The sequence below is a fragment of the Bacillus sp. MT94 genome (genome assembly GCF_058792475.1).
Genome location: NZ_JBXAEZ010000002.1, coordinates 369,362 through 392,930 on the forward strand (window position 1 = coordinate 369,362; position 23,569 = coordinate 392,930).

General features: G+C 35.7%; 30 protein-coding genes. 7 read left to right on the forward strand and 23 right to left on the reverse strand.

Annotated features, from left to right (window positions below; translation table 11 throughout):
- Nucleotides 1-22: 22 nt before the first annotated feature.
- Nucleotides 23-871 carry a glucose PTS transporter transcription antiterminator GlcT gene (glcT, locus tag AC1Q51_RS07520; RefSeq protein ID WP_001067322.1) on the reverse strand — a complete coding sequence of 283 codons (849 nt, stop codon included), beginning with the start codon at nucleotides 869-871 and terminating at the stop codon, nucleotides 23-25.
- Nucleotides 872-1,036: 165 nt separating this feature from the next.
- On the opposite strand from glcT, the gene AC1Q51_RS07525 reads away from it, so the two are divergent.
- Nucleotides 1,037-1,843: a Cof-type HAD-IIB family hydrolase gene (locus AC1Q51_RS07525; protein ID WP_000594250.1), complete on the forward strand. Its 807-nt coding sequence runs from the start codon at nucleotides 1,037-1,039 to the stop codon at nucleotides 1,841-1,843.
- 73 nt (nucleotides 1,844-1,916) lie between these two features.
- Here AC1Q51_RS07525 and AC1Q51_RS07530 read toward each other — a convergent pair whose 3' ends face one another.
- The 6 genes from AC1Q51_RS07530 to AC1Q51_RS07555 form a co-directional block, all read right to left on the reverse strand.
- The gene (locus AC1Q51_RS07530) at nucleotides 1,917-2,648 is read right to left on the reverse strand and encodes a GntR family transcriptional regulator (protein WP_014894892.1); all 732 of its coding nucleotides are present in this window, start codon (nucleotides 2,646-2,648) and stop codon (nucleotides 1,917-1,919) included.
- A complete protein-coding gene (gene nagB / locus AC1Q51_RS07535; protein WP_001024208.1) occupies nucleotides 2,578-3,366 on the reverse strand; it encodes a glucosamine-6-phosphate deaminase in 789 nt (262 codons plus the stop codon). Before nagB ends, AC1Q51_RS07530 begins: the two co-directional genes overlap by 71 nt.
- Before the next feature lie 4 nt (nucleotides 3,367-3,370).
- The gene (gene nagA / locus AC1Q51_RS07540; protein WP_001987227.1) at nucleotides 3,371-4,513 is read right to left on the reverse strand and encodes an N-acetylglucosamine-6-phosphate deacetylase; all 1,143 of its coding nucleotides are present in this window, start codon (nucleotides 4,511-4,513) and stop codon (nucleotides 3,371-3,373) included.
- Between the two features lie 211 nt (nucleotides 4,514-4,724).
- Entirely contained in the window at nucleotides 4,725-5,627 is a 903-nt protein-coding gene (locus tag AC1Q51_RS07545; protein WP_001214828.1) for a ComEC/Rec2 family competence protein, read from the reverse strand.
- A 79-nt stretch (nucleotides 5,628-5,706) separates the two neighbouring features.
- Nucleotides 5,707-6,279 (reverse strand): segregation/condensation protein ScpB, encoded by a 573-nt coding sequence (gene scpB / locus AC1Q51_RS07550; RefSeq protein WP_000375171.1) that lies wholly within the window; start codon nucleotides 6,277-6,279, stop codon nucleotides 5,707-5,709.
- A gap of 158 nt (nucleotides 6,280-6,437) precedes the next feature.
- Entirely contained in the window at nucleotides 6,438-7,181 is a 744-nt protein-coding gene (locus AC1Q51_RS07555; protein ID WP_001199751.1) for a segregation/condensation protein A, read from the reverse strand.
- A gap of 169 nt (nucleotides 7,182-7,350) precedes the next feature.
- Between AC1Q51_RS07555 and AC1Q51_RS07560 the strand changes: the two genes are divergently transcribed.
- Nucleotides 7,351-7,446, forward strand: a complete 96-nt coding sequence (locus tag AC1Q51_RS07560; protein WP_000510194.1) for a YjcZ family sporulation protein — start codon at nucleotides 7,351-7,353, stop codon at nucleotides 7,444-7,446.
- 99 nt (nucleotides 7,447-7,545) lie between these two features.
- A complete protein-coding gene (locus AC1Q51_RS07565; protein WP_000283610.1) occupies nucleotides 7,546-8,064 on the forward strand; it encodes a DUF309 domain-containing protein in 519 nt (172 codons plus the stop codon).
- Nucleotides 8,065-8,084: 20 nt separating this feature from the next.
- Here AC1Q51_RS07565 and ribT read toward each other — a convergent pair whose 3' ends face one another.
- Together ribT and AC1Q51_RS07575 are read right to left on the reverse strand one after the other, a co-directional pair.
- Nucleotides 8,085-8,453 carry a GNAT family N-acetyltransferase RibT gene (gene ribT / locus AC1Q51_RS07570; RefSeq protein ID WP_090977129.1) on the reverse strand — a complete coding sequence of 123 codons (369 nt, stop codon included), beginning with the start codon at nucleotides 8,451-8,453 and terminating at the stop codon, nucleotides 8,085-8,087.
- Between the two features lie 458 nt (nucleotides 8,454-8,911).
- Nucleotides 8,912-9,349: a peptidylprolyl isomerase gene (locus AC1Q51_RS07575; RefSeq protein WP_000853788.1), complete on the reverse strand. Its 438-nt coding sequence runs from the start codon at nucleotides 9,347-9,349 to the stop codon at nucleotides 8,912-8,914.
- Between the two features lie 187 nt (nucleotides 9,350-9,536).
- On the opposite strand from AC1Q51_RS07575, the gene AC1Q51_RS07580 reads away from it, so the two are divergent.
- Entirely contained in the window at nucleotides 9,537-10,403 is an 867-nt protein-coding gene (locus tag AC1Q51_RS07580) for a DUF1002 domain-containing protein (protein WP_000850513.1), read from the forward strand.
- 31 nt (nucleotides 10,404-10,434) lie between these two features.
- Here the strand turns inward: AC1Q51_RS07580 and AC1Q51_RS07585 are convergent, their stop codons facing one another.
- The 14 genes from AC1Q51_RS07585 to dacF form a co-directional block, all read right to left on the reverse strand.
- A complete protein-coding gene (locus AC1Q51_RS07585; RefSeq protein ID WP_003271593.1) occupies nucleotides 10,435-11,238 on the reverse strand; it encodes a Cof-type HAD-IIB family hydrolase in 804 nt (267 codons plus the stop codon).
- A 97-nt stretch (nucleotides 11,239-11,335) separates the two neighbouring features.
- On the reverse strand, nucleotides 11,336-12,808 hold the full coding sequence (gene spoVAF / locus AC1Q51_RS07590) for a spore germination protein SpoVAF (RefSeq protein WP_000165595.1): 1,473 nt from the start codon (nucleotides 12,806-12,808) through the stop codon (nucleotides 11,336-11,338).
- The gene (gene spoVAEA, locus AC1Q51_RS07595) at nucleotides 12,795-13,364 is read right to left on the reverse strand and encodes a stage V sporulation protein SpoVABEA (protein WP_001254416.1); all 570 of its coding nucleotides are present in this window, start codon (nucleotides 13,362-13,364) and stop codon (nucleotides 12,795-12,797) included. The genes spoVAF and spoVAEA overlap by 14 nt, the downstream gene beginning before the upstream one ends.
- A 5-nt stretch (nucleotides 13,365-13,369) precedes the next feature.
- Nucleotides 13,370-13,720 (reverse strand): stage V sporulation protein AE, encoded by a 351-nt coding sequence (gene spoVAE / locus AC1Q51_RS07600; protein ID WP_000345907.1) that lies wholly within the window; start codon nucleotides 13,718-13,720, stop codon nucleotides 13,370-13,372.
- 3 nt (nucleotides 13,721-13,723) lie between these two features.
- On the reverse strand, nucleotides 13,724-14,740 hold the full coding sequence (gene spoVAD / locus AC1Q51_RS07605; RefSeq protein ID WP_001241140.1) for a stage V sporulation protein AD: 1,017 nt from the start codon (nucleotides 14,738-14,740) through the stop codon (nucleotides 13,724-13,726).
- 13 nt (nucleotides 14,741-14,753) lie between these two features.
- Nucleotides 14,754-15,212, reverse strand: coding sequence for a stage V sporulation protein AC (gene spoVAC / locus AC1Q51_RS07610; protein WP_000203808.1), 459 nt, complete (start codon nucleotides 15,210-15,212; stop codon nucleotides 14,754-14,756).
- 14 nt (nucleotides 15,213-15,226) lie between these two features.
- On the reverse strand, nucleotides 15,227-15,643 hold the full coding sequence (gene spoVAB / locus AC1Q51_RS07615) for a stage V sporulation protein SpoVAB (protein ID WP_000572941.1): 417 nt from the start codon (nucleotides 15,641-15,643) through the stop codon (nucleotides 15,227-15,229).
- Nucleotides 15,636-16,256, reverse strand: coding sequence for a stage V sporulation protein AA (locus AC1Q51_RS07620; RefSeq protein ID WP_000438367.1), 621 nt, complete (start codon nucleotides 16,254-16,256; stop codon nucleotides 15,636-15,638). The genes spoVAB and AC1Q51_RS07620 overlap by 8 nt, the downstream gene beginning before the upstream one ends.
- 115 nt (nucleotides 16,257-16,371) lie before the next feature.
- Entirely contained in the window at nucleotides 16,372-16,470 is a 99-nt protein-coding gene (locus tag AC1Q51_RS07625; RefSeq protein WP_000016826.1) for a methionine/alanine import family NSS transporter small subunit, read from the reverse strand.
- Entirely contained in the window at nucleotides 16,470-17,996 is a 1,527-nt protein-coding gene (locus tag AC1Q51_RS07630) for a sodium-dependent transporter (protein ID WP_000450088.1), read from the reverse strand. The genes AC1Q51_RS07625 and AC1Q51_RS07630 overlap by 1 nt, the downstream gene beginning before the upstream one ends.
- A gap of 135 nt (nucleotides 17,997-18,131) precedes the next feature.
- Nucleotides 18,132-18,890, reverse strand: coding sequence for an RNA polymerase sporulation sigma factor SigF (sigF, locus tag AC1Q51_RS07635; RefSeq protein WP_000350729.1), 759 nt, complete (start codon nucleotides 18,888-18,890; stop codon nucleotides 18,132-18,134).
- Nucleotides 18,891-18,902: 12 nt separating this feature from the next.
- Complete coding sequence (gene spoIIAB, locus AC1Q51_RS07640) at nucleotides 18,903-19,343, reverse strand: anti-sigma F factor (RefSeq protein WP_001243398.1); 441 nt, start codon at nucleotides 19,341-19,343, stop codon at nucleotides 18,903-18,905.
- Entirely contained in the window at nucleotides 19,344-19,694 is a 351-nt protein-coding gene (gene spoIIAA, locus AC1Q51_RS07645; RefSeq protein ID WP_000059135.1) for an anti-sigma F factor antagonist, read from the reverse strand.
- 169 nt (nucleotides 19,695-19,863) lie between these two features.
- Nucleotides 19,864-21,054, reverse strand: coding sequence for a serine-type D-Ala-D-Ala carboxypeptidase DacF (gene dacF / locus AC1Q51_RS07650; RefSeq protein WP_000831997.1), 1,191 nt, complete (start codon nucleotides 21,052-21,054; stop codon nucleotides 19,864-19,866).
- Between the two features lie 166 nt (nucleotides 21,055-21,220).
- On the opposite strand from dacF, the gene AC1Q51_RS07655 reads away from it, so the two are divergent.
- Genes AC1Q51_RS07655 through AC1Q51_RS07665 form a run of 3 tightly spaced genes read left to right on the forward strand, consistent with a single transcriptional unit; the run spans nucleotide 21,221 to nucleotide 23,565 of the window.
- Nucleotides 21,221-21,640, forward strand: coding sequence for a GntR family transcriptional regulator (locus AC1Q51_RS07655; RefSeq protein ID WP_000548027.1), 420 nt, complete (start codon nucleotides 21,221-21,223; stop codon nucleotides 21,638-21,640).
- The gene (locus AC1Q51_RS07660; RefSeq protein WP_242806049.1) at nucleotides 21,606-22,487 is read left to right on the forward strand and encodes an ABC transporter ATP-binding protein; all 882 of its coding nucleotides are present in this window, start codon (nucleotides 21,606-21,608) and stop codon (nucleotides 22,485-22,487) included. Before AC1Q51_RS07655 ends, AC1Q51_RS07660 begins: the two co-directional genes overlap by 35 nt.
- Complete coding sequence (locus tag AC1Q51_RS07665) at nucleotides 22,477-23,565, forward strand: ABC-2 transporter permease (protein WP_000468508.1); 1,089 nt, start codon at nucleotides 22,477-22,479, stop codon at nucleotides 23,563-23,565. The genes AC1Q51_RS07660 and AC1Q51_RS07665 overlap by 11 nt, the downstream gene beginning before the upstream one ends.
- The last annotated feature ends 4 nt before the right edge of the window (nucleotides 23,566-23,569 follow it).

Sequence of the window (23,569 nt, forward strand, 5' to 3'; positions counted from 1 at the left end):
TTAGACAAAAATATATGACTTATTACACATGCTCTGCCTTGACTAAGCGTTGCAAGTGCATCGTTAAATAAATACTTTCAGCTTCATATACAGGTAGTTGCAACTCTTTTTGCATGACCTTAACTAGCTTCCAAGCTACGTTATAGCAAACTGGATACTCCGCCTTTAATAAATCGGCAAAACTTTGCGATTCTTCTACTTTTTCTCCCTTTTTCACCCTCTCAATAGCATATTGAAGATGACGAATAAGGCGTAAATAATGAATGCTCTCTTGATCTAATGTAATTTCTAAGTTTGTCTCAATTAAAGATACAAGTTGTGCAATGAGACGGGAGTTTTGATTAACTGAAGATAAATCAGAATTTGTAAGCGAACTGTAAATGTGAAGTGCAATAAAACCAATTTCTCCTTCTGGCAATGTAATTTGCAAACGAGAATTTAAAAGTTCTACAACACCTTCCGCAATTTCATATTCCTCTGGATAGAGCATTTTTGTTTCAACTAAAAAAGGATTATCAATTGTAAGTCCTTGTTTTAACCTTTTAATTGCAAATGAAATATGATCTGTTAACGCAATATGAATATGTTCATTTAGTGGAGATTTCGCTTTTTCTTGAATGTACAGCATAATATCGTTCATCAATTCAATTAATTTTTCACTAACATGCGGCACTAATAATTTATATTGTTCACGATCACGTTCATTTTTTAAGACAAACATTTTTTCGATTTGTTCTTGCTCCAATACATCTTTCGCTTTTTTCCCAAATCCAATTCCTTTACCAATCACTACTACTTCCTCGTGTTCAGGATGGCTAGCAATGATGACATTATTATTTAAAACTTTTTTAATTTCTAGATAATTATTCATATAACACCACCCTCGTACTTAAATAGCCTACTTTTATGTTACAGAATATTCTTCTTTGTCGTCAATGTAAAACATCTGCCATTTAATAAAAATTCATTTTTTAGACATGTTTATATATGATGCGTATAATGTAAGAGCACCTGTACACAGAAAGGAGATAACAGCATGATTAAAATGTTTGTAAGTGATATCGATGGTACAATGATGCAACACGGAGGTCTTATTGATGAACAAGATGTTGCGGCACTACGCAGCCTCGCCGAGCAAAATGTTATTCTTTGCTTCGCTTCCGGAAGACTTGATAATGAAATTGCAGACTTAATGAAAGCTGTAAATACAAATTTTCATCGTATTAGTGTAAATGGTGTTTTTGTATATACACATGAAAATAAACAACTATTATCTGCAACTTTTGATTCCAGCATACTTCCCGATTTGTTAGCTATGACGAATGAAAATCCTTATTTCCGTTATGTAAGTGATGAGCATAATTATTACATTGAAGAGAAAACACCTTTTATTCAAGAACTTGAACAACAAGTAACAATGACTTCTGTTGAAGAACCAAACTTACTACAGAAGATTGATGATACAATTTTCCCAAATAAAATTTCCGTCGGTGGAACAAAGGAGAGCTTACAACTCCTTCAAAAAAAAATTGATGAAAAATTCCACGGGAAAGTTAGCACTTTCATCTCAGCAGAACAATGTTTAGATGTAATGCCACCGAATGTTAGTAAAGGCTCTGCCATTTCTGTTTTATTAAATGAGTTTCAAATAAAACCTGAGGAAATTGCTTGTATAGGGGATTCTTACAATGATATTCCTATGTTTTCTTTAACTCCTCACAGTTTTGCTATGTCGCAAGCAGATGATGCAGTAAAAAAACACGCTCACTATGTAGTAAATCACGTCAAAGATGCTGTTAACCACGTAATTGCTCATAATAAAAATACGACTCATTCCTTATAAGGATGAGTCGTATTTTTATTTCTTTACATGTTATCCATTTTCATTTCGACTGTACTTCACAAACTGAAATATACTATTTGTTACGTGCGATATTCGTAATAAATTTATAACGATCTCCACGATAAATACATTTCACGTACTCTAGCGGTATCTCACCTTCTGAATATGACCATTGACGCATTACAAGTACAGGCGCCTTTTTAGGAATATGCAGATGTTCAGCTTCATTTTCCGTCGCAACAGAAGCTTCAATTGACTGAGTAGCGCTAACAAGTTTAAAGCCCAGTTTTTTCTCTAAATGTTCATATAAAGATTGTTGCAATATCTCTTCGTTAATATCTTTTACAAGAGCTGGCGACAAATATGTCGTCTCAAAAGCAATCGGTTCATCATCAGCTAAGCGAATACGCCTCACTTCATAAACCGATTCCCCCTCCTGTATTCTCAACCGGTCTGCTATTTTAGCAGTAGCTGGAACTAGGCGGAAACTAAGTAATTGACTACTTGGGTTCATTCCACGAGAAATCATATCTTCTGTGAAGCCCGTCATTCCTTGCAATTTTTGTTCCACTTTCGGAAGTTGGACAAATGTTCCAATTCCACGCTTCCGATATAAATAGCCTTGTTCCACTAAATTATTAATCGCCTGTCTGATTGTCATACGACTCACTTCGAACTTATCACAAAGTTCATTCTCAGATGGGATTTTATCTCCCGGCTTCCATTCGCCGTCCTCAATTAGCTGTTTCACCCACTCTTGAATCTGATAATAGATCGGAAATGGTGAATACTTGTCGATGTTCATCAGCAATCGCCTCACTGCATAAAGATAGAGCTTCTTGATCTGCGATTACGGTTACATTCGGATGACGTTGTAAAACTGTAGCCGGACACTCTTCACTATATTCACCTTGCAATAATTCTTTAACAGCTTCTGCCTTTTTAGAACCCATAGCAACAAGTAGAACTTGTTTCGCTTTCATAATGCTTCCAATTCCCATTGTAATCGCATGAGTTGGCACATCTTCTTCTTTTTCGAAGAAGCGAAGGTTTGCTTGGCGTGTAGATTCTGTTAATTCAACAATGTTCGTTGGAGAATTAAACGGTGTTCCTGGCTCATTAAATCCGATGTGACCGTTTTCACCGATTCCAAGAATCTGTAGGTCAACTGGGTTAGCAGTTAGAATGCCCTCGTAACGTTTGCACTCTTCCTCTAAATCACTTGCCATCCCGTTTGGTACATAAGTTTGTTTAAATGGAAGATGATCAAACAACTGTTCTTGCATGAAATAGTGATAGCTGTTTTTATCTTCATGTGGTAAATTTACGTACTCATCTAAGTTTACAGTGGTTACACGGCTTGTATCAAGTTTATTTTTTCGCATTTCTGCATAAATACCTAATGGAGAGCTTCCTGTAGCCATTCCTAATGTTGGATTTTCTTTTGTTTTTACAACTTCTTCAATTAATTTATAACCTGCTTCGGCTAGTTCTTCTGGAGTTTTTACAACAAGAATATTCATTTAATTACTTCCCTTCCTTCATATGAATTCCTAAACGAACCGTATCATATACATGTAAATCTTCATTCATCACAACAAAGTCTGCATCTTTTCCTACTGCTAATGCACCTTTATTATTTAATCCAAACTCTTCTGCTTGGTTAACTGATGTCATCAGTACTGCATCTTCGATTGAACAACCCGTAAATTCAATTACATTTCGGAAAGCTTGATCCATTTTTAGAATACTACCAGCTAACGTTCCATCTTCTAATCGAGCACTACCATCTTTTACATGTACTGGCTGTCCGCCAAGCTCATATAATCCATCTTCAAGACCTTTTGCGCGCATTGCGTCAGTAATAACACTTACTTTTTTCGGTCCTTTTAACTTATATGCTAATTTCACCATATCAGGGTGAATATGAATACCATCTGTAATTACTTCAACCATTACATCTGGATTTAATAACACATGACCAACAACTCCTGGTTCACGGTGATGTAATCCACGCATTTGATTGTATAAATGTGTCGCATGTGTAATCTTTCTATTTTTTAGTTGCGCATCAATTGCATCTGTATGCCCCATTGTGCCCACTACACCAGTTTCAGCAAGATATTGTTCAAACTCTAATGCTCCCTCTTCTTCTGGTGCATATGTTACTAATTTAATTAAATTCCCACTTGCTTCTTGCCATTGTTTAAATTGCTCAATATTTGCAGGAACGATATGTTCAAGTGGTTGTGCACCTGCACGTTTCTTTGAAACATAAGGTCCTTCTAAGTGAATATATTCGAAATGCGCTCCTTTTTCTTTTGCTTCTTTCGCAGCAGTTAGCGCTGCTTCAATTGCCTCTGGAGCTTGTGTCATTGTTGTCGGGAAGTAAGTTGTAACCCCTTCTTTTAACATTTCTTTACCTAGAGTTACTAACCCATCGCTATTTGCATCCATCGCATCAATATCGTATCCACCATGAATATGAACATCGATCATACCTGGAATTACAATCTTCCCTGTAGCATCAAAAACAGTTTCATTTTCTTGTGGTACATATTGAGCCATCAAACCAATTTCTTTAATGGTTTCTGCGTAACGGATAAATCCGTTTTCCACTATTTCTTGACCTGTGTAAATTTTGGCATTGATGACAATTTGCGTTTTCATTTTCATCGATCCTTTCCCATGAAATACCTACTTGTTATTATTACCTTATTCGCCTAGTTCCATCTTAATATATGCACGAGTAGTTGTCTATACATTCTAATGAAATTTCCTTTTTATTCAACAAAAAAGGAAATTTCTTACGTCCCTTATAATTATAATATATATTATTCATTTTTCCAAAAAGGGACAGTATCCACCCCTAATATAGAAATCACTTCAACAATGGCATTAACCCGCTAGACTCTAACATAACATGTTCACCATCTGTTTCTATTTCTACTGTACGTTTATTCGTTCTATATACCATTATACCGTGCCTTTTTAAGCGTTTTACTACACTTTGATGAGGATGTCCATACGGATTACTACTCCCGTAAGACAGAATAGCAAACTGCGGTTCCACTTTTTTTATAAACGTTTCACTTGTTGAAGTATACGAGCCGTGATGCCCCACTTTTAAAACATCTGCATGTACATCAAATTGTTTTAATATTTCATGTTCTGTCCGTACATCCGCGTCACCCATTAATAAAAAATCCGCTTTTCCATATCGCACCTTTAAAACAATTGAGGATTCATTATTTTCATCTTTTGATTTCCCATTGTTTAATACTTGTATAGAAACATGTGGATCCAGCGGTATATATTGCCCTTCCTTTACTGAAACGAAAGGTATCCCTCTTTTTTTAATATTATTCCGATATGTATGATAAGTAAGAGAACTATATGTTTTTCCGCTATCTAATATAAGCGATACCGGCATTTGCTCTACAATTGGAATTAGCCCCCCTATATGATCCATATCAGGATGAGTACTGACAATTACATCTAAATGATTAATCCCTTTCTCAATTAATTTCTGAATAATAACCTCTCCTGCTTCATAAGGTCCTCCATCAATTAACATTGTTTGTCCGTTTGGCATTATGATAAGTGTTGCATCACCTTGCCCCACTTTTAAAAAGCTCACTTTCATTTTACTAAGATGTTGCCGATGCATATGTAAAGGAGACGTAGTATGAATAGACATCATATACCTTTTAGCTGATGCGCTATTTAAAGAAAAACATAATAAAACAGAAACTAATAATAGAATAATCCGCATACCTCTCATAACTCGTCTCCTTTTTTCATTTAGTATGGCACTGTAAATAATTGATATACAAAAAAAAGCTTAGCAAAATGCTAAGCTTTTATTTCGATATCTCTTGTAAGGAACCGAAGAATAAATCCGCTTCATTCATTTGTTCATTCTCTTCAGAAAGCGGCGGTAAATCATCTAATGTTTTCAATCCAAATGTGTCCAAAAATTCTTTTGTTGTTCCGTATAAAATAGGACGCCCTGGTCCTTCTGCTCTTCCCATTTCTTTTATAAGTAAATGTGAAACCAACGTTTGTAACGCCTTATCGGTTTTAACTCCTCTAATCTCTTCCATTTCAGTCCTTGTGATTGGTTGACGATATGCAACAATCGCTAACGTTTCAAGGGCAGCTTGTGAGAGTGAAGCTGCTGTTGGTGTATCTATTAATTTTTGATAATATGAAGCATGTTCTTTCTTTGTAGCAAAACGATATACTTTTGCATACTGTACAATTTGCAAACCACGGTTTGCACCTTCACATTCTTGTTGCATTTCTTCTAAAATATTAATTACTTCATTCATTTCAATTTCAAGAACTTTCGCTATTTGTTCTGGATAAATCCCTTCATCACCAGAAACAAATAAAAGGCCTTCAATAATTGACTTTTGTTCTTTCCTATCCATTTCACGAGCTCCTTCCTTCTATTTTCCCATAAAAATACACATCAAAAAACCGAATCACAATCAATGCGTTCGGTTCAATATTTCTTCTCTTGTTCCAAACGATACATTAAAACATAGCATGAGATAAAGTGTTTCTATCCCAATTTCATATACTTGCTCTATGCAGATTTATTAGAGCTTGATACGAAAATTTCATCAAAATTATGTTCTTGCTCAATTATGATTTGTTGATTTTTCATAAGTTCCAGAACTGCTAAAAATGTTACAACCATTATTTCACGTTCATCATCAACAAACAAATCATGAAAACTTTGGCGACCACCCTTTATTTTTAACTGCTTTAAAATATCAGTCATTCGCTGTTCAATTGGTATTTCTTGACGAGTAATACGTGTTGTTACAGGTTTTTTTGCCTTTTTACGGCGCATTAATTTTTGAAATGCCGCTAGCATATCATATAACGTAACATCAAGAGGCAAGCTTGTCTCTTCTTCTTGTTGCAACGATGTAAAGTCAATTGGTGGACGTGTATATAGCTGTGCTCTTTCTTGTTCTCTTTCTTTTAACTCAGTAGCAACTTGCTTATATTTCTTATATTCAATTAACCTCTCCATCAATTCTTGACGAGGATCATCTATAAAATCATCACCGTTATCAAGTACATCTTCTTCATGTTTCGGCAACAACATTTTACTTTTAATTTGTAATAACGTTGCGGCCATTACTAAATACTCACTTGCAACATCTAATTGCAGTTCTTTCATCGTATGCACATAAGATAAATATTGCTCTGTAATATCTGCTACAGGAATATTATATATATCAATTTCATAACGATGTATTAAATGTAACAATAGATCTAAAGGCCCTTCAAAAGCCTCTACTTTAAAATTATATTGCACAAAGCATCCCACCACATTTTTTCTATAACAACATAAGTATAGAGCATACTCATGTTCTATCCAACCTTTTTAAGAAATTTAATTAAAAATAGACCGATGCCTATGTCATCATGCCCACCACTTCATATGATAACAGTGTAGTAAGAACAATGTAGGAGGTCAAAAAACTATGGGTCACGTTGATTGTGGTTTTAGCGGTGGGTTCGCATTACTTGTTGTACTGTTTATTTTGCTAATTATTGTAGGAGCAGCTTGCTTCTGCTAATATGAACAATAACGGCTAGGGGGAAATCTCCTAGTCGTTTATTGTTCATATTTCTATGATACACTTATATGTATAACCGTTAGATAGGGGCGAGAAAACATGTATCCTACCGAATACATACAATTTTTAATTCATTTCCAAGGAGATTACGACTATTTTGAATGCCACGAAATACTAGAAGAGTACTGGAAGACAAAACCAAGAGGAAATCGTGATCATTACTTAGTTGGTCTCATTCAAATTGCAGTTTCTTTATACCACCAAAGACGTGCTAACTGGAATGGTTCCACAAAAATGATGAAAAGCGCAATCACAATTTTAGAAAAAAGCGGTGTGTCTTTACAACGTTTAGGAATTAATCAAGTACAACTTCTTTCCTTGCTCAATGAAAGATTGCAATCTATCCATAAAAAAGAACGTTTTGTACCTTTATTTTTACCCTTATCAGATCCATTGTTAGAGAAGCAGTGCATAGAGTTATGCAAAAAACAAAACCTCTCTTGGAAAGACTTGAATGCTATTCCAAGTGAATATATTATACACAAGCACACTTTGCGTGATCGCACAGAGGTCATTACTGAACGAAACGAACAATTACAAAAAAGAAAGCAGAGATAATAAACTACTTATCCCTGCTTTCACGAATGTATATTTTGTTCTAGCCCTTTACATTTTTCGCAAAAATTTGCTGTTTGCTCATTTCCGCAAATTGTAAACTCAAGAAATTTACTCTTTAACTCTTGAACCATCTTCGTTCCAATCCCCACATGACGGTGAGACGGATTTACACTTAAATGCTGAATTTCTAATACTTGATTCTCTTTTTTTACAATCCCCATTATTCCAACAAAATCTTCATTTTCTTTCCACAAATACAATTGCCAATCATCTTTTGCTTCATATTCTTTCATTGTCAATTGTAATGTTTTCAAATCTTTTTCAGTTGGCATAAACGAAAGAAGCCCCATTGCGATTTTTTCATAACTTTTTTTAAAACGAATTAACATAACCCTTATCCCTTCTCACAAAAGTTACAAACTAGTAATCCCCTCAATCACTCTTTTCATATCACATTCATTTTACAATATTTTCAACAGAGTGAGAAGAGTCTAAAACAACTTGATAATCATACAAAGCGAAAAGAAGAAAGTCAAATCTATGTTTCAGCACTATTCCTTTAATAAATAGAGTGAAAAAAAGAAAATTTTATATAGAATGAAAAGAAACATATCATTCAACATCACTTCATTCATAGTTACCCTAAAGCAGCACAATTCTAGCAAAATTAATATAACAAAAAGTATTTGTGGAAACATATAATGTAATGTATTCTATGTAATTTGTTAAAGGTTTGTTCTCACAAGCAATATATTTTAGCAACAATACTACTTGTATGATGCTGTAGAAGAAGTACTCAATCTCATTAAAAATAAAAAAGAGAGCAAAAGCTCTCTTTTCCCTTACCTTATTCTTCCCAAACTTTAACTTCTTTCATTACATCGCCTTGACGCATTTTTAATACTGTTTCAATACCGCTTGTTGCTTTACCAAATACAGTATGAACGCCATCTAAATGTGGCTGTGGCTCATGAACAACAAAGAATTGGCTACCGCCTGTGTTACGGCCAGCGTGAGCCATAGAAAGTGATCCTACAAGGTGTTTATGAGGGTTTCCATCAGTTTCACATGGAATAGAGTAACCTGGACCACCAGCACCTGTACCTGTTGGGTCTCCACCTTGGCTTACGAAGCCAGGAATAACACGGTGGAATGTAACACCGTCATAAAATCCTTGCTCTGCTAATTTTTTAAAGTTTTCTACTGTTTTTGGCGCTTCTTCTGGGAAAAATTCCAATTCGATTTTTTCACCGTTTTCCATTAATATGTATCCTAAAGTTTTCATATGTATATGTCTCCTTTCAACTATCTCAGCATTATATTACCACATTCATGACTAGAAACAAAAAGAATCCGACAATCTAGATACTTCTTTTTTAAAATGTGGAAAAAGCTAGGTGACAAATAAGAAATATATACTATAATAACTTTGTTGCCCGAAAATTTTAGAAAGAGAAAGGGAGCGGTTTTTCGTGAAAACGAAATTATTAGCTCTGCTATTAGCTGTAACGGTATTTATGATGCCAACAGCTTCATTTGCAGACATCATCGAGGGAGAATCAATTGTTACACTAGGAGAGAACTTATCCGAACAACAAAAACAAGATCTGTTAAAAGAAATGAAAGCACCGAAAGATGCTACAATTATTACTGTATCTAATGCGGAAGAACATAAATTTCTAGAAGGCATTGTTCCAAAAGCACAAATTGGTACGAGAGCAATTTCTTCTTCTATGATTACATACACAAAACCAGGATCTGGTCTTATTGTGCGATCAAAGAACATTAACTGGGTAACAGATGCAATGTACACTAACGCTTTGATTACAGCAGGTGTAAAAGATGCAGAAATTCAAATTACTGCACCTTTTAAAGTTTCAGGAACTGCAGCTTTAACTGGATTAATGAAAGCATATGAAACTGCGTCCAATAAACCAATTCCGGAAGAAGTTAAAAAAGTAGCGAATGAAGAAATGGTACAAACAGCCCAGCTTGGTGATAAAATTGGTGAAGAAAAAGCAGTTCAACTTGTTGCAAAAATTAAAGAAGAAATTGCAAAAGAACAGCCAAAAACAACAGAAGATTTACGTTCATTAATTAAAAAAATTGCTGATCAACTCGGCATTACATTAACAGATGAACAATTAGATAACCTAGTAGCGTTATTTGATAAAATGAAGAATCTTAATATCGATTGGAATCAAGTTGGTAGTCAATTAAACAAAGCAAAAGAACACGTTTCTGCCTTTTTAGGATCTGAAGAAGGACAAAGTTTTCTAGATAAAGTGAAAGATTTCTTCTCAAGTATCATTGATTTTGTTAAATCTTTATTCAAGTAAAAAAGAAGCCCGCCAGTGACGGGCTTCTTTTTTATACAAGTAACGGTAATTTCATAACAGCCTCTTCAACCGAACGCACTATATGATTTGCTTTCTCCTTTACATATGGATGGGCATGATGAAGAGTAAATGAATGCGGGGTTACTTCAAACATAGAAATATCATTGAAGGAATCTCCAATACAAGCAACTTCATTTGCTTCAATTTGCAAATGGTCCATTAGTCGCTTTAGAGCACTCCCCTTACTCACGCCTCTTGGCATAATATCAACATAGCGTTTACCTGATATAAAAACTTCCGCTTCGCCTTGAAACATATCTCGTAGCTCTTGATCTAACGTCACAATTTTCTCTTCTTCTCCAAAAACAAACAATTTTGCAGGGTGTACAGTCTTACCAAACTCTTCTTCTAACGCTTCAATTTCAGCGATATGCACGCCCATATACGCTTCAAAATTATGGTGATGTTCATTTTTCCTTTTTGTATATCGTTGCTCATTTGCACAAACAATATCCGCTAGTCCTTTTTTATGTATATATCGATATATTTCCTGGGCAACCGTATTTTCAAAACTCGATTCATGAAATAAATTCCCATCTGGAAGTAACATTGTCGCTCCATTTAAGCCAGTTGTGTAATATGGGAATGAAAACCTTTTTACAACTTCATCAATTCTGTGTGTAAAGCGGCCAGAGGCAAAACAAATATTTGTCCCTTTCTCAGCTAACCAACACAGCGCACGTTCATCTTCTTTTTGCATATGATTCACATCGTAAACGAGCGTGTCATCTAAATCACTTACAAATAATTTAATCATGTCCTCTTCCCCTTCCATACACAATATCTACTCTAAGTGTACACAAAAAATGTTTGATTTTTGTTAAAAAACAATAAATTTTTACTAAAAAAAATAAACGGGTGTATAATCCCGTTTATTTTTGTCTTTTTACATTTTGAGGTCTTACAATACTTGGTCGTACTTTTAAACTAGACATCGTTGGGCGGAGTAAAATTTTTGTTAACGCGCCCCAATCAAATGGTAAAAACGGCCATAAATAAGGTGTTTGTAAACTTTTTATAGACGTTAAAAATAAAATTAATATCGTCATACCAATTACAAATCCCATCTCATGGAAGAGACCTGTTAAAATAATAACAAACAATTTCCCAACCTTATTTCCTAATCCTAATTCATAACTCGGTGTTGCATATGCACCAATCATCGAAACCGCTACATACAAAATTACTTCTGGCACAAACAAACCTACATCAATTGCAATTTGACCAATTAATATGGCGGAAATCAACCCTGCTGCAGACGATAATGGGGTTGGAGTATGAATAGCAGCCATCCTTAAAAACTCAAGTCCGACCTCTGCCATTAACACCTGTAATAGGATTGGTAAATGCGTCATCTTAGTCGGTCCAATAAAAGCAAGATTTGCTGGTAAAAGAGTTGGATCAAATACAAACACTAACCAAAATGGTAATAAAAATAACGAGAATATAACACCTAAAAAGCGCACCCAGCGTAAAAATGTACCGACAGCTGGATTTTGTCTAAACTCTTCTGCATGCTGTAAATGGTGAAAATATGTTGTCGGTGTAATCATGGCACTTGGCGATGTGTCAACAAGTACTAACACATGTCCTTCTAGTAGATGATTTGCTGCTACATCTGGCCTTTCTGTATATCGAATAAGCGGGAATGGGTTATAGCTTTGCTTTACAACAAATTCTTCTACTGTTTTATCCGCCATCGTAATTCCATCTACATCAATGTTATTTAATTCTTGTTTTATAATCTTTACTAAATCTGGATTTGCAACATCTTGAACGTATGTAATACAAATATCCGTTTGTGATCTATCTCCTACTCGAACCATTTCATTTCGAAGTCGTGGATCTCGAATTCTCCTACGAATTAACGCTGTATTTACAACGATATTTTCAACAAATCCATCCCTCGCACCGCGTACTACCTTTTCGGTATCTGGTTCTGTCGGTGTTCGCCCTGGATAACTACGAACATCAATCGCGAACGCTTCCGTTTCACCTTCCACAAATATCACAATGAGCCCTGATAATACTTGGAGCATTACCTCATCCATCGTTTTCACTTTGCTTACTTGTTGATGGATTAAGCGATTCTCTAAAAGCTTCACTGTATCTTCTTCTACATCCCTTATCTCATTTGTATCCACCGCTTCTTCTAAAATAGGGATAATATAATTTGTATCACAAAGTCCGTTTACAAATAACACACCGATTTCTTTATTCAAAATTTGAAATTTACGAATGCCAACATCGTATGTAACGCCTAGTCCAACTGTCTGCTTTAAATAATTTTCATTATCACTTATGAAAGTTGATATAGGGATATCCACTTTTTTAGGCTTCGTCATAAAAACCACTCCTTTCCAAAATTAATTGAATCGCTTTTCTAGTAATAGGTGATCCCCTCTCCCATTCATCATTCCCGCACATCTTACCAATGTCACCGACTCCAACGATGACAGGAACATTCAAGTCATCTAAACAATAAATTGTATCTCCGCTAATTCTGCCAATTTCACCATCTGGAAGTCCAAATTTATCAACACCGTATTCGGTTAAATTTCCGTTCCGATCTACACTTACATCTACACGTGCCCATTCCCAATGATGCGTATTAGACGCTACCGCTAAAATACCGAGCACATCAATTTGTTTATGGGTAGCTACATATTTTAAAGCCTTTTCACCAGATCCTTCTCCAATAAATCCACTGTCATCAAACATGACAAATACAGGGTCATATGGCGTTTGCATAATAAGCTCAACAACTTTTTTCCCTGTCAATTTGGTTGGATTACTTTGTGATGCTGAAATACACCTTCCCCCAAATTCCTTTGTTAAAAGCTCAATTGTCCGCTTTGCATATTCATCTCCATCTGTGACCAAAACAACCCTTCGTCTCATTTGATTTATCCTTTCGGTTTACATATAAGTGCTATAAAAAACGAAAACAATATCGCTGCGGAAATGCCCGCAGACGTTAAACTAAACATGCCAATACCAATTCCTAAATATCCATGTTTTTCTGCTGCATGCATTGCTCCGTGCAATAGTGAATGTCCAAAACTTGTAATAGGGACTGTTGCTCCAGCACCTGCAAACTTTATTAGTTTATCGTACAATCCAAATCCATCTAAAATTGCTCCGATGACTACAAAAGTTGCCATTAAATGAGCTGGTGTTAACTTTGCGAAATCTAACAATAGTTGCCCAATTACACAAATAGCTCCACCTACAAGAAATGCATATATAAAATCCACAATTCACTCTCCTTTAACTCTCTCAAATACGACACCATGTGCAATTGTTGGAATCGTTTCTTTCTGTTGCATCATTATCGGGCTTAATAATGCGCCAGTGGCAACGACAAAAATTCGTTGTAAATTCCCTTTTTGCATCTCGTGTAATAAATGGCCATATGTGACAACTGCTGAACAAGCGCAACCACTACCACCTGCAAATACTTCTTCTTGACTTGATTCATAAATCATTAATCCGCAATCATTGTATATATGTCCAAGATCGTAACCTTCCTCAAGTAAAAGTTGTTTTGCAATCGGTGTCCCAACAGCTGATAAATCACCCGTAACAATCAAATCATAGTCATCGGCACTTCTTCTTAAATCTTCAAAATGCTGTTGAATTGTATGAGCTGCTGCTGGAGCCATCGCTGCCCCCATATCCAAAGGATTTGTGATTCCTAAATCTTGCACTTTTCCGATTGTAGCCGCCGTAATTTTAATTGCACTTTTTTCATTGCTAATTAATATAGATCCTGCACCAGTCACAGTTGAATTTGCTGTCCCTGGTTTTTGCCCACCGTACTCTGTTGGATAGCGAAATTGTCTTTCAGCCGTTGCATTATGACTACTTACTGTAGCTAAGACACGATTTGCAAATCCACCGTCTATAAAAGCTGAGCCAACTGCTAAAGTCTCCATAGACGTCGCACAGGCGCTAAACATTCCTAAAAAAGGAATGCCCCACTGACGCGCAACATAATTTGCTGTCACTGTTTGATTTAATAAATCTCCCGCTAAAAAGAAATCAATTTGCGATGTTTTTATATTCCCTTTTTGCACTGCTTGTTGAATTGAGTCTGACATTAATCTTCGTTCGGCGAGCTCCCAATTTTCCTCTCCACAATGCAAGTCATCATATGAAATATCAAAATCTTTTCCAAGAGGGCCCTCAGCTTCTTTCGGACCGACAGCAGTACCCGTTGCATTCACATATATATCGTTTTGAAATACCCACGTTTGTTTTCCGGTCAACCTCATACTAGCCCCTCCTTTAAGACATAAAAATTTTAAAGGTATACCTTATTAACCCAATGATATATGCACCAACAACCCCAAATACAATCACACTTCCTGCCAGTTTAAACATATTTGTCGCAATCCCTAGAACAATCCCTTCACTCTTATGTTCTAAAGCAGCGCTTGCCATAGAATTTGCAAATCCTGTTACCGGTACCGCTGATCCTGCTCCAGCAAATTGACCGATTTTATCATATACACCACACCCCGTTAAAATCGCGGATAATAAAACAAGCGTTGCAACAGTTGGGTTTCCTGCCTCTTGTTCACTGAAGTGAAAATAATGTATATAAAATTTCATCAATACTTCTCCAACTGTACAAATGAGTCCACCTACAAGAAATGCTTTGATACAATTTAGTAAATAGTTTGGCTTTGGATGATACTCCTTCACTTTATTTATGTAATCATCCTTCAACTTCTGACTTGTCATTTATATATTGCCTCCTACTTTACGAAATAAATCCAGTGAAACAACGACCCTATTACTTTCCCAAGTACAAGAGCAACGAGTAAAACAATAATCTTCCCCTCTACCCCTACTCGTTTAGCTAAAATAGGTAGAACATTTAACACCTCTGTTAATGCCGCAGCGAGCATTCCAATGAACGTACCACAAAATAGCCCTAATATAACGAGCCAATATTGCGACGTTTGAAGTGTAATGTTTTTCAAACTGCACCAAGCCCCTGTTAAAGTACCTGCAATGACTGCCCACTCAAAATATTGAATATGCTTTCCACTTCTCGTTAATTGGGCTAAACGGGGGATTATACCAAGTACAGCTAAAAATGCGACATATCCACTACCTACCGCTATCCCTCCAGCTAAACCAATTAAAATAACAAACCCAGACTCAATCATCGGCAAGTTGTTTCATATTATCCTTGTTTTCATTAACGATTACATACTGATCAAGTGACTGTTGGTATTGAAACATCTCAACTTCTAACGGACTCGGCTCTTCATTAATTCGTTTTTGAAATACATGATTAAAGAATAGAACCATCCCTAAACCAAGACCTAAAGAATAAGGAATTTGAAATAAAAGTGGTTGTGCATTGAATTCTCCAGTAATCATGTAATATAACCGTTGATGTACTTGTTGCATACTTACATCTTCATGGAAATAAATGATTGCAAGGGCCGCTCCAATGAACAGTAACAGCCATACAAGCCCGAAAAAAATTGGGTGTGCCTTCTTTTTTTCATATATAATTTCAACAAGAGTTTGTCCGGAACCGAGTAAATTAATTTGTACGTGAGATGCTTTCTGTTGAATAATCTCAATTACTTTCATAACATCAATTACAACATGCGTCTTATCATGCGCTGTTATTTTGTAAACTATCTCATTTTGTAACAACTCAACTACGGAAGAATCTCCGGCAAGTTGAGCAACATCGCCCAGCTTTACTTCATAAGTAGGAGAAACTTTTAAACGATTGCGCATTTTAATATAAATCGTTTGTTCCAACTTTCATTCACCCCTTCACTCTTCCTCGTAGTTGTAGTATGGTTATTGAATTTTTTTCTAATACAATTTTTTCATAAAAAAACATCTGCACCATTTTGGTACAGATGTTTTTTACTTATGCCTTTTTCTTAAATAAGTTTGCAATACTTAATGCAAGCCCTCCCCAAATGACTACTATTCCAATAACCATCATCATAATCGCTGATCCACTCATTATGAAACACCTCGATCTTTCCATTCTTTTTCAAGCTTGGCAGAATCCGAATGAATTTGTGCATCCCATTTCTTCAGGCCAATGATTATTGCAACTATGAGGAATGCTGCTGCTATCGACCAACCATACGTTACAACAAACTCAGTCGGATAATCTCCGTAGTTCTTTTTAATATTTTGGATTGTACCATCAATTAGCATATAGCCTAACATAAGCGGAGTAATAACGAGTAAACTCACTCTCCAAAACGTTCCTAATTTAATATCAGATACAAAGTTTGCATGATTTTGATAAACTGGTAAACGGCGTAAAATGAGCCCTATCGTAACTACTTCCGCAAGTGCAATTGTAATTAATCCGAAATTATTAGCGAAATAGTCGACAACATCTAAGAACATAAGTCCACCACGTGTTGCAAAAACAAGAGAAACTAACACGAGAAGGGTTCCCATAATTCCAATAGTTTTTTCCCGACTTAAACTGAATTTTTCAGATACAGCGGCAAAGCATACTTCCGCGAGTGAAATAAGTGATGTAATTCCAGCAACCGTTAACGATAAGAAAAATAAAACACCAAACAACGGTGACATCGGCAATTCATTAATAATTTGGGGAAATACTACGAACGCAAGCCCAACGCCAGCACTTGCTACTTTATCAACCGGTACTCCCATATTATTTGCCATAAATCCAAGAGCTGCAAAGACCCCAATACCTGCTAATAATTCAAATCCTGAGTTTGCAAATCCAGTAATAAAGGCATTATTTGTTGTATCCGAGTTTTTCGGTAAATAACTAGAATACGTAATCATAATTCCAAATGCTAAAGATAAACTAAAGAATATTTGACCGTAAGCAGCAAGCCATACTTTCCCATCAAAAATACGACTCCAATCTGGTTTAAAGAATGCATCTAGTCCTTGCATAGCACCTTCCATCGTCACTGCACGAACAACGATAATAAGGAACATAACAACTAATAAAGGAATAAATATACGGTTAACAACTTCGATTCCTTTTTTAACTCCTTTAAATGCAACGCCAAGCACAATAATCCAAACGAGAGCTAACGGAATTAATACTTCTGGTACAAGTCCTCCAAATTGTCCTGGCTTATCTGCAACATGTAAGTACTCTTTAAATAAAAATGATTGCGTGTCTTTTCCCCATGCTCCAGTAATTGCAAAGTATGTATACGATATAGACCAAGCAATAATCACTGCATAATATGTTGAAACGATAAATGTTACGCACATTTGCCACCATCCAATAAATTCTGCACGCGGGCTAATACGGAAAAATGTAAGTGGTGCTGAGCCACGATGACGATGACCAAGGGCAAACTCAAACGCTAACAATGAAATACCAGTCGTTAATAATGCAAATAAATACGGTAAAAAGAATGCTCCTCCTCCATTTTCATACGCTGTATAAGGAAAACGCCATATGTTTCCTAATCCAACGGCAGATCCGACCGCTGCGAAAATAAAGCCAGCCCTCGTTCCCCATTGTTGCCTCGTTTCCATGTTTCCTTCCCCCTTTATGACAAGTTCATACTTGGATTATATTTTAAATTGACTAAATTATAAATAAATTCTGTTAATTTTTGCGAAAATTAACATCTCTCTCCTATTAACGGCATAAAAAGATCGAATAGACAATTATTCGTCTATTCGATCTTTCATCTGTTTTAATATTTTCTTTTCAAGTCTTGAAACTTGTACTTGCGAAATGCCTATGCGCTCGGCTACTTCTGACTGTGTTTGATCTTTATAGTAACGCAAGTATACAATTAAGCGCTCTCGTTCATCTAGTTCTCTAATCGCTTCTTTTAAAGCAATTTTATCGAACCATTTCGTTTCAGATTGATCTGCAATTTGATCTAAAATAGTGATTGGATCTCCATCGTTTTCATATACAGTTTCATGTATAGATGAAGGGGCCCGGCTCGCTTCTTGTGCTAGAACAACTTCCTCTGGCGTTAGTTCTAGTGCCTCTGCCACTTCATTAATCGTTGGAGCCCTTCCGAATTCTTTGGAAAGCTCATCTCTCATCTTTCGAATTTTGTTTCCTGTTTCTTTTAAAGACCTACTAACTTTCACTGATCCATCATCGCGTAAGAAACGTTGTATTTCACCAATAATCATTGGAACTGCATATGTTGAAAATTTCACGTCGAAAGATAAATCAAATTTATCTACCGATTTCAAGAGCCCAATACATCCAATTTGAAATAGGTCGTCTGGTTCGTATCCTCGATTAAGAAACCGCTGTACAACCGACCAAACGAGGCGCATATTACTTTGAACGATTGTATCTCTCGCTTGTTGATCTCCATCTTGACTTTTTTGAATTAACGCTTTTAGCTCGTGGTCCTTTAACTGAGGTTTCTTCTTCTCATTTTTGACCTCTATGTCCATAGGCTATTCTCCTTAATTGCATAGAGCGTTACTATTTGATAAGTATTTTGTCAAATGGATTGTTGTCCCGAAAGATTCGTTTGAAATAACTTCTACTTCATCCATAAAATTTTCCATGATAGTAAATCCCATTCCGGAACGCTCTAATTCAGGTTTAGTTGTAAAAAGGGGTTGTCTCGCTTCATCTAAGTTAAAGATTCCAATCCCTTCATCTCGAATCGTGAGTTTCACCATTGCTTCTTCCAAAATTACAGAAATATAAACAATACCTTCTGCATTTCCTTCGTATCCATGAATAATTGCATTTGTAACCGCTTCTGACACAACTGTTTTAATCTCCGTTAATTCTTCCATCGTTGGATCTAGTTGTGCAATGAAAGCCGCCACTGTAACGCGAGCGAATGATTCATTTTGACTTAATGCTGAAAATTGAAGGTTCATTTCATTTCTCATCTATGCCACCCCCAACGTCGCGAGCGCGTGCGCTTCACTTTCTTCTAAGCGAACGATTTTGAATAAGCCCGACATTTCAAATAAACGCTTAACAGGCGGTGAAATTGCACAAACAACCATTTCTCCACCTAATCCCTTTACGTGTTTATATCGGCCTAATATAACACCTAGACCAGAACTATCCATAAACGATAAGTTCTCTAGGCTCAAAACAATATGATGAACACCATGTGTCTCAATCATATCTGTTACTTTCGTTCGCAACTCTTCAGCCGTATGATGATCTAATTCACCCTCTAGTCTCACACATAGGACGTCACGTTTTACTTCTAATTGCATGGAAAGACTCACACGATTTCCTCCTTATGCTCAAACTTTACTTATTCACATACATAAAGATTTTCGTGATATAAAATAAGAATCCTTCCTGCTGACAAAAGAAGAACTATTTCGTCATAAAGTGAAACCTTTCAGCATTATTCACTTACATACGAATAGAAAAGCGGCAAAATATTTGCCGCTATTTTGATGTTGAAAACATCCCAAAACTTCTTTTAAATAACTCCCACCAGCTCGCTGCAGCAACATCTTCTTTTGCTATAATTGTTTGTTTTAATAAAACATCTTTATCTTTTTTTATAACAAGGGTGCCAAGCGCGTCACCTTTTTTAATCGGTGCTTTTACTTTCTTTTCAGCAATTACTTCTTGTTTTACCTTGTCCATATTCTCGCCCTTCTTCATAAGAAGAGAAACATTATCTGACGCAACTAAATCTACTTTTTCTTTTTTCCCTTTTCCTACTTGAACTGTCTTAATTTTTTCGCCGCGCGTATACAATTTCTTTGTCATATATTGTCCAAATGCATAGTCAAGAAGCTTTGTCACTTGGTTGTTCCGTTCTTTTGATGTTGGTGCTCCCATGACAACTGAAATGACACGCATACCATTTTTTTCAGCCGATGCTGTTAAACAATATTTCGCTTCTGTCGTAAAACCTGTTTTTACTCCATCTACGCCAGGATAAAAACGTACTAGTTTATTCGTATTAACGAGCCAAAACTTTTTATCCGTATCTTCACGTAAATAATCTTCGTACTTACCTGTGTATTTACGAATAAGTGGATACTTCATCAATTCTCTCGCCATTATAGCCATATCATTTGCTGTCGAATAATGGTCTTTGGCCGGAAGACCTGTTGGGTTTTGAAAATGTGTATTTTTCAGCCCTAAATCTTTCGCCTTTTTGTTCATCATATTTACAAATCCTTCTTCTGAACCTGCGATGTGCTCGGCTACTGCAACAGATGCGTCATTTCCAGATGCAATTGCAATACCCTTTAACATCTCATTTACAGTCATCTCTTCCCCAGGTTCTAAAAAGATTTGCGATCCACCCATTGAAGCTGCATGTTCGCTTGCTCTAACTTTATCGGTCAGTTTTAGTTTTCCTTTTTCAACTTGTTCCATAATTAAAAGCATTGTCATAATCTTTGTCATACTAGCAGGTGGTAATTTTTCATTTGGGTTTTTATCAAATAAAACTTTACCTGTATCTTGCTCAATTACGATTGCTGACGACGCTTGTTCCGCTAACTTCGGCGTTGTTTCTTCTGTTTTCTCCTGCTTCGTTTTTTCAGATTGCGCAAAACTCACTGAAGTTCCAGAAAGCAATAACATGAAACAAACAAGTATTCCAAAAACTCGCTTCATGACTAACCCTCCATTCTATATCAGACCTATTTTTTCCAATTCTCCTTTTTTTAATACCAATTTTTTCTATTATTTTCAGTTGACAAATACATTCGCCCCTTATATTGTATTAAGTGTATTACGCATAGTAGTACACTTAATACATATGAGGAAGGAGACATTGCTCTTGCATATTCAACTTGACCCAAGAAGCAACACTCCGATATGGGAACAAATTGTTCAAAATATAAAAGAACTCGTATTGAAAAACATGTTGGCTCCAAGTGATAAACTTCCTTCTGTACGCGAACTCGCTTCTTTACTCGTTATAAATCCAAATACAGTGAGTAAAGCGTATCAAGAGTTAGAGCGACAAGGAATTATTGAAACGTTACGAGGAAAAGGAACATTTGTATCCCAATCGATTACCCCAACATTAGACGAAAGGAAAATCGCTATGGTTGAAAAGCAATTTCATCAATTACTATTAGAAGCCTCTTATCTTGGTATTACGAAAGATAAAATTCATGATTGGATAGATTCATACTATAAAGAGATTGGAGGGAATACGGATGTTGAAAGTGACAAGCTTGAAGAAAACAATTGATAATCAAACAATTTTAGACGATGTTTCTTTCACATTACAAAAAGGTAGTATCGTCGGATTACTTGGAAGAAATGGTGCGGGGAAAACAACTTTATTACGAACGATGGTCGGCATTTTAGACCCAGATGAGGGAACTGTTACATATGAGGATATCGACATTCATAAGAATCCTGAAACGAAACAAAAAATCGTATATGTCCCGGATTCTACTAACATACTGAACGGTTATACAGTAAAAGAAATCGTGAAGTTTTATAAAGCAGTTTATACCGCATTTGATGAACCATATTTCTACGAACTACTAGAACGTTTCAACTTACCAAACAAACGAATTCGTAGTTATTCAAAAGGAATGAAGGCACTGCTTGCCATCATTTTAGCTGTTGCTGCACAGGCAGAATATATTATTTTAGATGAACCAACAAACGGACTTGATCCTATCGTTAAAAGACAGATTTTACAGTTTCTCGTTGGAGAAGTTGCAGAAAAAGAGATTACCATTTTCATATCTACCCATCATTTAGATGAAGTTGAACAAATTGCAGATACAATCATCATATTAAAAGGACATACCGTATCTTCTATTACATCACTAGACGATGCAAAATCACAATTTGCTAAAATTCAAGTTGCTTATGAACGATCATTACCTCAAAAACTAGAAAACTTAAGCAATATTAAAATATTAAATCAAACGGGAAAAGTATATACGATTTTAATTGAAGGAAATGTAGCTGTAACGCTTGAGAAGTTTTATAAAGAGCAACCTATACTCATTGAAGAATTAACAATGTCACTTGAAGATATTTTTATCACTACATTTGAGGAGGATTCACATGTTTCATAAAGCTTTATGGATGAGGCAATGGAAGCAAGGAAAATATATAATTCTATTATTCTGGTTAACTAGTTTATATCAACTACCTTATAAATATTATCAAGAAGCGCAAATGCAACTAAAACTATCAAAAATGAAGTTTGGTGACTATGCATATTACTACTCCTACTATTTTCAGACATCTGATGGTGCCGTCTTCTTTCAAGGAGCTACTCTAATTGCACTCGCTTGTCTTTTAATTGGATGGGAACGTAATAATCAATCAACTGATTTTCTATTCTCGATGCCTTTTAAACGAAAGGATATTTTTTTAACAAAATGGTGGCTTGGTGTTTTGAATATTATTATAGTACAAATTGTTTGCTGGATTAGCATGTACGGAATAAAGAACATGTCGTTTCACAATGAGTATCAAACCTTTGCTCCGTTCTATAGTTACTTTCTATATGCTACCGTTGTACTTATCGCTATTTATACATTCACCTTATTTATCGGGACTTTTACTGGACATATATTTTCTCAAAGTATTTTAACTATCATTCTATTATTTTTACCATACGGTTTTGGATGGTTAATTTCCGGATTCATTTATTCACACGCACAATGGTCTGTAGATGCAATCGGAGAAATAGAGCTCCATACTCATGAGTACTTACAACATATAGGTATCATTTCACCATTAGAATATTTTTCTATTACTTATGATTACCACCCGATAGAAACATTTGATGACTATGGCAATAAACTTCCCAGTGTATCACAGGACAATCCTACGGAGCGTATTTCTGTACCTTCTCCTTGGACACTATTAACACCATTTTCTTACATCATTACCTTTTTATCAATAGCAACCTTTCTATATACACGTACACCGAACGAACAAAGTGGAAAAATACTATTGTTTCCTAACTTGCAAAAATGGTTCATAATTTGCACTGTTCTATGCTTCGGACTACTTGGTGGTAGAATATTAGGCGGACGAGATGCACTTCTGTCTTATTATGTTGGATTTTTCCTATTCGCTACCATAAGTTACTTCATTTTTACACGTCTATTAAAATTGAAGTTTGCTTTTGTAGGGAAATAAATAT